This window comes from Mycobacterium sp. TH-M106 (assembly GCF_057473765.1).
Genome location: NZ_JBYCLE010000217.1, coordinates 1 through 8741 on the forward strand (window position 1 = coordinate 1; position 8741 = coordinate 8741).

At 69.6% G+C, this 8741-nt stretch carries 11 protein-coding genes; 6 read left to right on the forward strand and 5 right to left on the reverse strand.

Going from position 1 to position 8741, the window contains the following annotated elements:
* The 5 genes from napA to AC2VOP_RS07910 form a co-directional block, all read left to right on the forward strand.
* Positions 1 to 245: nucleoid-associated protein NapA (gene napA, locus AC2VOP_RS07890; protein WP_486953230.1), on the forward strand; the 245-nt coding region annotated here is incomplete at its 5' end.
* Between the two features lie 58 nt (positions 246 to 303).
* Complete coding sequence (locus AC2VOP_RS07895) at positions 304 to 786, forward strand: LytR C-terminal domain-containing protein (protein ID WP_486960444.1); 483 nt, start codon at positions 304 to 306, stop codon at positions 784 to 786.
* A gap of 47 nt (positions 787 to 833) precedes the next feature.
* On the forward strand, positions 834 to 1553 hold the full coding sequence (gene sodC / locus AC2VOP_RS07900) for a superoxide dismutase[Cu-Zn] (protein WP_486960445.1): 720 nt from the start codon (positions 834 to 836) through the stop codon (positions 1551 to 1553).
* The gene (locus AC2VOP_RS07905) at positions 1534 to 2700 is read left to right on the forward strand and encodes a glutamate--cysteine ligase (RefSeq protein ID WP_486960446.1); all 1167 of its coding nucleotides are present in this window, start codon (positions 1534 to 1536) and stop codon (positions 2698 to 2700) included. The genes sodC and AC2VOP_RS07905 overlap by 20 nt, the downstream gene beginning before the upstream one ends.
* 17 nt (positions 2701 to 2717) lie before the next feature.
* A complete protein-coding gene (locus AC2VOP_RS07910) occupies positions 2718 to 3344 on the forward strand; it encodes an LON peptidase substrate-binding domain-containing protein (RefSeq protein ID WP_486960452.1) in 627 nt (208 codons plus the stop codon).
* 8 nt (positions 3345 to 3352) lie between these two features.
* Here the strand turns inward: AC2VOP_RS07910 and AC2VOP_RS07915 are convergent, their stop codons facing one another.
* Positions 3353 to 3865, reverse strand: coding sequence for a nitroreductase/quinone reductase family protein (locus AC2VOP_RS07915; protein WP_486960447.1), 513 nt, complete (start codon positions 3863 to 3865; stop codon positions 3353 to 3355).
* Positions 3866 to 3988: 123 nt separating this feature from the next.
* On the opposite strand from AC2VOP_RS07915, the gene AC2VOP_RS07920 reads away from it, so the two are divergent.
* Complete coding sequence (locus AC2VOP_RS07920) at positions 3989 to 4423, forward strand: SRPBCC family protein (RefSeq protein ID WP_486960453.1); 435 nt, start codon at positions 3989 to 3991, stop codon at positions 4421 to 4423.
* 80 nt (positions 4424 to 4503) lie between these two features.
* On the opposite strand, the gene AC2VOP_RS07925 is transcribed toward AC2VOP_RS07920, so the two are convergent.
* The 4 genes from AC2VOP_RS07925 to AC2VOP_RS07940 form a co-directional block, all read right to left on the reverse strand.
* A complete protein-coding gene (locus tag AC2VOP_RS07925) occupies positions 4504 to 6684 on the reverse strand; it encodes an AAA family ATPase (RefSeq protein ID WP_486960448.1) in 2181 nt (726 codons plus the stop codon).
* Positions 6681 to 7538: a CDP-diacylglycerol--serine O-phosphatidyltransferase gene (pssA, locus tag AC2VOP_RS07930; protein ID WP_486960449.1), complete on the reverse strand. Its 858-nt coding sequence runs from the start codon at positions 7536 to 7538 to the stop codon at positions 6681 to 6683. Before pssA ends, AC2VOP_RS07925 begins: the two co-directional genes overlap by 4 nt.
* Positions 7535 to 8257 (reverse strand): phosphatidylserine decarboxylase, encoded by a 723-nt coding sequence (locus AC2VOP_RS07935; protein WP_486960450.1) that lies wholly within the window; start codon positions 8255 to 8257, stop codon positions 7535 to 7537. The genes pssA and AC2VOP_RS07935 overlap by 4 nt, the downstream gene beginning before the upstream one ends.
* A 26-nt stretch (positions 8258 to 8283) precedes the next feature.
* A partial coding sequence (locus AC2VOP_RS07940) for a molybdopterin-binding protein (protein WP_486960451.1) occupies positions 8284 to 8741 on the reverse strand: 458 nt, incomplete at its 5' end.

Below are 8741 nucleotides of genomic sequence, written 5' to 3' on the forward strand. Positions count from 1 at the left end.
CCCGCCGCGAACACGACATTCTGGCGTTCGAGCGGCAGTGGTGGAAGTACGCCGGCGCCAAGGAGGAAGCGATCAAAGAGCTGTTCGCGATGTCGGCCACACGCTACTACCAGGTGCTCAACGCGCTGGTTGAGCGTCCGGAAGCGTTGGCCGCGGACCCGATGCTGGTCAAACGGCTGCGCCGGCTGCGGGCCAGCCGGCAAAAGGCGAAGGCCGCGCGTCGACTCGGTTTCGACGTGCCGTAGCTGGCCGCATTTTGGGGTTATTTTCGGGCTGTGGCTCACCCCGGATACAGTGGGCGCAATGAACGAACACGTTCGCGACTCCTCCCGGCTCCCGCTGCGCGCCATGGTGATGGTGCTGTTGTTCCTGGGTATCGTCTTCCTGCTGGTCGGGTTCCAAGCTATGGAGTCGACCGGCGGCGACGACGACGGCGCGGACACACCGTTGACGACCATCACCGCCACGTCGGCGCCGGAGCAGCCGGAGCAGCCGCAGGCCGCCGCGGTGGAGGCCACCGTGCGGGTGTACAGCAGCGCCGACGAGGAGGACGCTGCCGGCCGCACCGCCGACCAACTGCGCGGCGCGGACTGGAACGTCACCGCGGTCGAGAACCTCACCGTGCCCGATGTCACTGCGACCACCGTGTATTTCGGTAACACCCCGGGGGAGCGTGAGGCCGCAGAGGCGGTGGCAGAGTTGCTGCGCGCCTCGGTGCAGCCTCGCACCCCCGACCTTGCCGAGCAGCCGCCGGGAGTCATCGTGGTGGTCGCAACAGAAACATGATCGGGAACTGCGCACGGCGCCCGAGTGACGCGCATTAGGCTCTCCGTATGGTTGAATCCGCCGGTATAGCCCGCTGCCGCCCTGTCGCCGCCGCCGCCCTGCTCACCGCCGCTGTTGTGGTGTTGAGCGCGTGCTCCCCGAACCAGACGCCGTCCGATACGCCGGGCACGACGCCGTCGATCTGGACCGGCGCGCCGGAGCCGCCGACGTCGGCGACCGAGCCGGGCGCAGCGGCTGCCCCGGACAGCCTGATCGCCCATTTGAAGGCACCGGACGGCACGCAGGTCGCCACTGCCAAGTTCGAATTCAGCCAGGGCCCCAACGGATTCGTCACCGTCACCCTGCAGACCACCGGCCTCGGCCAGCTCACGCCCGGGTTCCACGGGCTGCACATCCACGCGGTGGGCAAGTGCGAACCTGACTCGGTGGCTCCCGCCGGTGGGGCACCGGGCAACTTCCTCTCCGCCGGGGGACACTTCCAGGCCCCAGGTCATACCGGGCACCCGCAAAGCGGTGACCTGACCTCGCTGGAGGTCCGCGAGGACGGTGCGGCTCTGCTGGTGACGACCACCGACGCGTTCACCAAGGCTGACCTGATGGCCGGGGAGAAGACGGCACTGATCATTCACGCCGCCGCCGACAACTTCGCCAACATCCCGCTGGACCGCTACAGCCAGGTCAACGGCGCCCCCGGCATCGACGAGACCACGCTGGCCACCGGTGACGCCGGTAAACGGGTGGCGTGCGGTGTCATCGATTCCAGCTAGGGTCGCTGCCGGTACGCCGCGCAGCAGGGCAGTCCCCCATATCGACTTCGCTGGCTCGCCGCGGCCGACCGTCGGCGTGGAATGGGAGTTCGCGCTCGTCGACGCCGACACTCGCGACCTGAGCAACGAAGCCACCGCGGTCATCTCCGAGATCGGTGAAAACCCGCGCGTACACAAGGAATTGCTGCGTAACACGGTCGAACTCGTCAGCGGCGTCTGTGACTGCACCGGCCAGGCGATCTCCGACCTCCGTCACACCCTGGGTGACGTGCGCCAGATCGTCCGGGAGCGCGGCATGGAGTTGTTCGGTGCGGGTGCTCACCCGTTCGCCCGGTGGTCGGCCCAGAAGCTCACCGATGCGCCGCGCTACGCCGAGCTGATCAAGCGTACCCAGTGGTGGGGCCGGCAGATGCTGATCTGGGGGGTGCACGTGCACGTCGGGATCTCCTCGGCGGACAAGGTGATGCCGATCATGTCGTCGCTGCTGCTCTACTATCCGCACCTGCTGGCGCTATCGGCGTCGTCGCCGTGGTGGGTCGGTGAGGACACCGGCTACGCCAGCAACCGGGCGATGATGTTCCAGCAGCTGCCCACCGCCGGGCTGCCGTTCCACTTTCAGACCTGGGCGGAATTCGAAGGCTTCGTGTATGACCACAAGAAGACCGGGATCATCGACCACATCGATGAAATCCGCTGGGACATCAGGCCGTCGCCACATCTGGGCACGCTCGAAGTGCGGGTCTGCGACGGGGTGTCCAACCTAGCCGAGCTCGGCGCGCTGACGGCGTTGACGCACTGCCTGGTCGTCGACCTGGACCGCAGGCTCGAAGCCGGCCAGACGCTGCCGACTATGCCACCCTGGCATGTGCAGGAGAACAAGTGGCGTGCCGCCCGCTACGGCCTGGACGCGGTGGTCATCCTCGATGCCGACAGCAACGAGCGCCCGCTCACCGAGGATCTCGACGACGTGCTCACCCGACTGGAGCCGGTCGCGGCGTCGCTGCACTGCGCCGACGAGCTGACCGCGGTGCACGACATCTACCGGCTCGGCGCGTCATATCAGCGGCAGCGGCGAGTGGCCTTGCAGCACAACGGGGACCTGCGCGCGGTGGTCGACGCGCTGGTCGGTGAGCTGGACATCCAGTGACGACCGAACCGCTGCCGATGTTTCCGCTGGAGTGGGTGCTGCTGCCCGGCGAGGAGCTGGCGCTGCAGATCTTCGAACTTCGCTACACCATGCTGGTGGGCGAACTGATGCGCAGCGACGACCCGCGCTTCGGTGTGGTGCTGATCTCTCACGGGCGTGAGGTCGGCGGTGGGGAGCAGCGCTGCGATGTCGGTGCGGTGGCGGCGATCACCGACTGCAACGAACTCGGGTCCGGCCGGTACCGGCTGCGCTGCCTGACGGGTCAGCGGATCCGGGTGTGCGAGTGGCTGCCCGACGACCCCTACCCGAGGGCGGCAGTGGCCAACTGGCCCGACGAACCGGGCGAGCCGGTGACCGAACGCCAGTTCGGTGAGCTCGAGGAGCGCATCATTGCGCTGCACAAGCGCATCGCCGTCGCCCGCGGCAGCCGGCTGCTGCCCGGCCGCAGCGCGCTGCTGGGCGAACGTCGCGGCCGCCCCGCCGATCCCGGACAGCGCCTGTACTCGTTGGCCTGTCGCGTTCCGATGGGCGAAGCCGACCGCTATGCGGTGCTGTCGGCGCCATCGGTTGCCGACCGACTGGCCGCACTGAGTGAGGCCGTCGACACCGTCGCCGCGATGGTGGAGTTTCAGCTCTCCGACTAAGCGGTTCGCTATCGCCTGGTCAGCGCGAACACCCGTATCTCGCGATCGGTCCGGTGGCGGTAGGTGTCGTAGTTGCTGACGTAGTCGACGAACTTGCCGTAGATGCGGTCATGCTCCGGGCCGGTGATCTGCGTGGCCCGCACCGGTATCTCTTTGCCGCCCATCGTGACCCAGGCGTCCGGATCGGCCAGCAGATTCGACGACCACGCCGGGTGGTGGGCCTGCCCGAAGTTACTTCCAGTCAGGAACAGCCGATCACCTTCGCGCAGGTAAACCAGTGGTGTCTGACGTCGCTGGCCCGACTTCCTGCCGGTCGTGGTGAGGAGCAGCAGCGGCGCCGCGATCGGGCCGAGAATGGTGAAACGGCCGTCGCTGTGGTTCAACAGCCAGCGGTCGGCCGGGGTGAGTTTGCGTATGCACCAGGCACCCAGCTTCGAGCCGGCGAAGGCCGCTATCGGCCGCCGGGCCAGCGGGCCGGGGTCTTTGCCCCACCGCACGTCGGGAAAGGAGTCGTCAGCCATACGACGAATTATTCATCGCCGGGCGTCATAGCTCGGTGCCTTCGAGCGACTGGTCTACCCGACAGCCAGGCGACAACGGTGCTCGTGTTGAATACGATCGTGACCGGCAGCACTGAGGTTCCCATGGTGGTCAGCGCCAGCCGTGAGATCGCCGCACCGGCGGAGCGGATCTTCGAGCTGATCGCCGAACCGTCGCAGCAGCCACGCTGGGACGGCAACGACAACCTGTCGAAAGCTGAAGCGGGGCAACGGGTCCGCGCGGTCGGTGACATGTTCGCCATGACGCTGACCCTGGGTCTCGTCCGGGAAAATCACGTGGTCGAGTTCGACGAAGGGCGTCGCATCGCCTGGCGGCCGGCCGAGCCCGGCCAACAGCCGCCGGGTCACCTGTGGCGCTGGGAACTCAAACCGCTGGACCCCGCGCACACCCTCGTCACCCACACCTACGACTGGTCGGCGTTGACGGACCCGAACCGCTTCGCGCGTGCCCGCGCCACCACCGCGGACAAACTTCAGGCATCGCTATCCAAGCTCGCCGAGATAGCCGAGCGGTCCTGAATCCCCCCGCGTGAGCGTGCGCAAAAACGAGCTGACGCCCGGCGTGTCGGTCGGGGACACGCACGCTCGGCGGGTGGTGGCTACCGATCCCCGGCGAAGGCGCGCAGCGCCTCGACCTGCGTGGCATCCAGTGAGGGACGCACGGTTTCGCGCGCTGCGGCGATGTCGGCGGCGGTGACGTCGGCGGCGTCAATGGATCGGCGCATCGCGGTGAGCGCGGCCTCGCGCAGCAGCGCCACGCAGTCGGCGGCGCTGTAGCCGTCCAGGTCGGTGGCCAGCGCGTCGACGTCGACGTCGTCATGCAGCGGCACCGATTCTCCGGCGACCCGCAGGATCTCGCGGCGGGCGTCGGCGTCGGGAGGTTCGACGAATACCAGCTTCTCCAGCCGGCCCGGCCGCAGCAACGCCGGGTCGACCAAGTCGGGCCGGTTGGTCGCCCCGATCACCACCACGTCGCGCAGCGGCTCCACGCCGTCGAGTTCGGTCAGCAGCGCTGCCACCACCCGGTCGGTCACCCCGGAGTCAAAGCTCTGGCCGCGCCGCGGCGCCAGCGCGTCCATCTCGTCGAGGAACACCAGCGACGGCGCGGAGTCGCGGGCTCGCTGGAACAGATCCCGCACCGCCCGCTCGCTGCTGCCCACCCATTTGTCCATCAGCTCGGCGCCTTTGACGGCGTGCACGCTGACCCGACCGGAGCCGGCCAGTGCGCGCACCAGGAACGTCTTGCCACACCCCGGTGGTCCGTAGAGCAGCACGCCGTGCGGCGGGTCGACGCCGAGCCGGGTGAAGGTGTCCGGATGCTGCAGCGGCCACAGCACCGCTTCGGTCAGCGTCTGCTTGGTGGCGGCCATGTCGCCGACGTCGTCGAGGCTCACCGAACCGACCGCGACCTCCCCGGCGGCCGACCGGGACAATGGCCGGATCACGCTCAGCGCCCCGGCCAGGTCGTCCTGGGTCAGCGTCGGCGGTTCGTCGCTGCCGCTGGCCCGCGACGCCGCGCGCAGTGCCGCCTCCCGGACCAGGGCTGCCAGATCCGCGACCACGAAACCCGGTGTGCGGTCACTGATCTCGTCCAGGTCGAGGTCGCCGCACGGTACCGATTTCAACAGTGCAGCCAGCAGCGCGGCCCGGGTGGGGCCGTCCGGCAGGCTCAGCCGCAGCTCCCGGTCGCACAGCTCCGGTGCCCGCAGCCGGGTGTCTGCCCGGTCGGGCAATGCGGAGGTCGCGATGAACGCCGCCGCGGCGGTGGCCACCGCGGTACGCAGCTCGGCCAGGATCAGGGTGGCCACCGGCTCCGGCGGTTCCGGCAGCAGCGCGTCGACATCGGCGATCAGCAGCACCCCGCCACCGTCGCAAACTTTCGCCACCGCCGAGCGCACGGCCGACAAGCGGTCGTCGGCGGCCAGCGCCCCGATCTCGGGCCCGTCGAGCTCCACCAGCCGCCGGCTCGCGCACACCGCCCGCACCAGCGTCGTCTTGCCGACCCCGGGCGGACCGGACACCAGCACCCCGAGATTTGTCCCCGCTTGCAACGTCTGCAGTAGCTGAGGTTCGTCGAGCGCGAGCTTGAGCCATTCGGCCAGCTTGGCGGCCTGCGCGCCGCAGCCCAAGAGATCGTCGACCGGGACCGGAGCCGAGACAGCGGGTTCGGCGAGCGCCTGCGCCGTCGGCGGCGTCGCCGCGGCACCCCAGGCCGCCAGGGAGTTCGGCTGCACGCTCACCGGCCCGGCGGGATCGACGCTGGTGACGGTCAGCAGCTCCGATGTCCAGCTGATCCCCACCGCCGAGGCCAACGCCGCGGTGGCCGCCCTAGGGGCACCGGTGGACGTGCCGGGACCCAGGTCGCGGGGCAGCAGCGACACCGCGTCGCCGACCGTGAGGACCTTGCCCAGCAGCGCTTGGCGCAGCGTGGCCGGCGGCACCGACTGGCGGGTCAGGGCCGAGCCGCTCAGCGTCACCGACCGGGCGCCGTAGACGGTGACCGCGGCGACGATCACCTCGGTGCCGTCGCGCAGCCCGGCGTTGGACAGCGTGACGTCGTCGAGCAGCACTGTGCCGGGCGGGGTGTCCGGGCCGGCCAGGGCGGCCACCGCCGCGGTGGTCCGCGAGCCGGTCAGCGAGACCGCGTCCCACTCCCGAATACCAAGGGCAGCAACGACTTCGGGATGTATCCGGACGACACCGCGACGCGCGTCGACCGCTGCGGTGTTCAGCCGGGCGGTGAGGGCGAGGTGGCGGGAGCCGTGGGCTGCGGCCGTCATTTCAAGCGGCCCGGCTTGTGCAGGCCGAGCCGCGCCACCGAGCGGCGGTTGGGTTGCGCCCGGCGGATCGCGCGGCGCGCGGCGCGGCGCTGCTTCGGTTCGTCCTCCCAGGCTTCCGGGTGCGCGGCCACCCAGCGCTGACTGCGGACAGCGAACGGAATGTGACACAGGTAAGCCACGATCAGCACCATGACCAGGATGTAGGGGAACAGGAACGCGGCCGCGGCGACCAGCGCCAGCACCGCCAGCAACACCGCGGCCAAGTTGGGCGGCACCGACACGGCGTGCATCTTCTTCATCGGGATACGGCTGACCAGCAGCACCGACGTGGCCACCACCCAGGCGCAGGCGAACCACTGCGAGGTCCACCACCCGTCACCGAACTGCAGTTTGGCCGACAACAGGCCGATCAGGGAGATCGCGCCGGCTGGGGCGGGCATCCCGACGAAGAACTCCCGGGTGTAGGCGGGCAGGCTGGCGTCGTCGAGCAACGCGTTGAACCGTGCCAGCCGCAACACCACGCACACCGCATACACCAACACCACGATCCAGCCGGCCGACATCGGCGACAGCAGTGACACATAGATCACCACCGCGGGCGCCACCCCGAAATTCACCGCATCGGCCAGCGAGTCGATCTGCTCGCCCATCCGCGACTCGGCGTCCAGGATGCGGGCAACCCGCCCGTCCAGCCCGTCCAGGATGGCGGCCGCGGCGATCAGCGCCATCGCGATGTGCGGCTGGCCGTCGAGAGCGAACTTGATCGAGGTGAGCCCGGCGCAGATGGCCAGCACCGTCATCGAGCTGGGCAGGATGTGCAGGCCCACCGCCCGTCTGGCGCGAAAGGAGGTCATGGCAGTTGAGCCAGTACGGTTTCGCCGGCGACGGCGCGCTGACCGATGACGACCAGCGGAACCGTGCCCACCGGCAGGTAGGTGTCCAGCCGGGAGCCGAACCGGATCATCCCGTAGGTCTCGCCGATCGACAACTGGTCGCCGGGCCGGGCGTCGCAGACGATGCGTCGTGCCAGCAGGCCGGCGACCTGCACGACGATCACCTCGGCGCCGTCCGGCGTGCAAATTCGCATGCTGGTGCGCTCGTTGTCGGTGCTGGCCGTCGCCAAGTCCGCCGAGCCGAACCGGCCCGCCCGGTGCAGCACCGCGAGCACATTGCCGCCAACCGGTGCCCGCTGCACGTGTGCGTCGAGCATCGACATGAAGATGCTGACCCGCGGCAGCGCCACGTCGGGCAGATCGAGTTCGGCGGGTGGTGTCGCGGCGTCGACCGCGCAGATCACCCCGTCGGCGGGTGCCACCACCACCCCCGCTCGGGTCGGGGGGACGCGGCGCGGATGGCGGAAGAATACGGCGCTGGCACCGGCAGCCAGCAGCCCGGCCCGGCGCAGCAGGCGATGGTTGCGTCCGGCTTTTGTCCCCACCAGAGCCAGCGCGAGCCCGGCGGAGACGAACGGCCACCCGGCGGGGTGCACCGGCGGCACCGTCGCACGCAGCAACTCGGGCAGCCGCCACAGACTTGGCGTGGCGTCGCCTGCTGCACGGGGGCGTCTGGCCATCCGGTCATCTTAGGCAGCCGGAGAGCTCAACCGGTCAGATCCCAGACTTGCAGGTAGGTTCCGGCCGGCACCTCCGTGACATCTTCGGCGATGTCCAGCAGGCAGTTCGCCGACGCCAGGTAGCGCAGGTGATGCGATGCCGGTGGTCCGTAGCTGGTGACAGTGCCGGCGACCCGGTCGAGCAACCCGCGGCGGAACTGCCGCTTACCGCGCGGTGACGTCAACGCCTCGGCCAGCACCGCACCGCGGCGGGGTCGTTCGGGTGCGGGCAGGCCCATCGCCGACCGCAGCGGCGGACGGATGAATACCTCGAAGGACACCTGTGCGCTGACCGGGTTGCCGGGCAGCGTGACGATCGTGGCCCCTGTTGCGGCCGACCCGACCCGACCGATCCCCTGCGGCATGCCGGGCTGCATCGCCACCTTGACGAACTCCACCCCCTGATCGCCGGAGCGGCCGAACACGTCCTTGACCACCTCGTAGG

What these genes read in the sequence shown, in the direction of transcription:
- AC2VOP_RS07920 (WP_486960453.1), top strand. Translation starts at nt 3,989, where the DNA reads ATGGTGGTCAGCGCCAGCCGTGAGATCGCCGCACCGGCGGAGCGGATC.
- pssA (WP_486960449.1), bottom strand. Translation starts at nt 7,538, where the DNA reads ATGACCTCCTTTCGCGCCAGACGGGCGGTGGGCCTGCACATCCTGCCC.
- AC2VOP_RS07895 (WP_486960444.1), top strand. Translation starts at nt 304, where the DNA reads ATGAACGAACACGTTCGCGACTCCTCCCGGCTCCCGCTGCGCGCCATG.
- AC2VOP_RS07915 (WP_486960447.1), bottom strand. Translation starts at nt 3,865, where the DNA reads ATGGCTGACGACTCCTTTCCCGACGTGCGGTGGGGCAAAGACCCCGGC.
- AC2VOP_RS07935 (WP_486960450.1), bottom strand. Translation starts at nt 8,257, where the DNA reads ATGGCCAGACGCCCCCGTGCAGCAGGCGACGCCACGCCAAGTCTGTGG.
- sodC (WP_486960445.1), top strand. Translation starts at nt 834, where the DNA reads ATGGTTGAATCCGCCGGTATAGCCCGCTGCCGCCCTGTCGCCGCCGCC.
- AC2VOP_RS07910 (WP_486960452.1), top strand. Translation starts at nt 2,718, where the DNA reads ATGTTTCCGCTGGAGTGGGTGCTGCTGCCCGGCGAGGAGCTGGCGCTG.
- AC2VOP_RS07925 (WP_486960448.1), bottom strand. Translation starts at nt 6,684, where the DNA reads ATGACGGCCGCAGCCCACGGCTCCCGCCACCTCGCCCTCACCGCCCGG.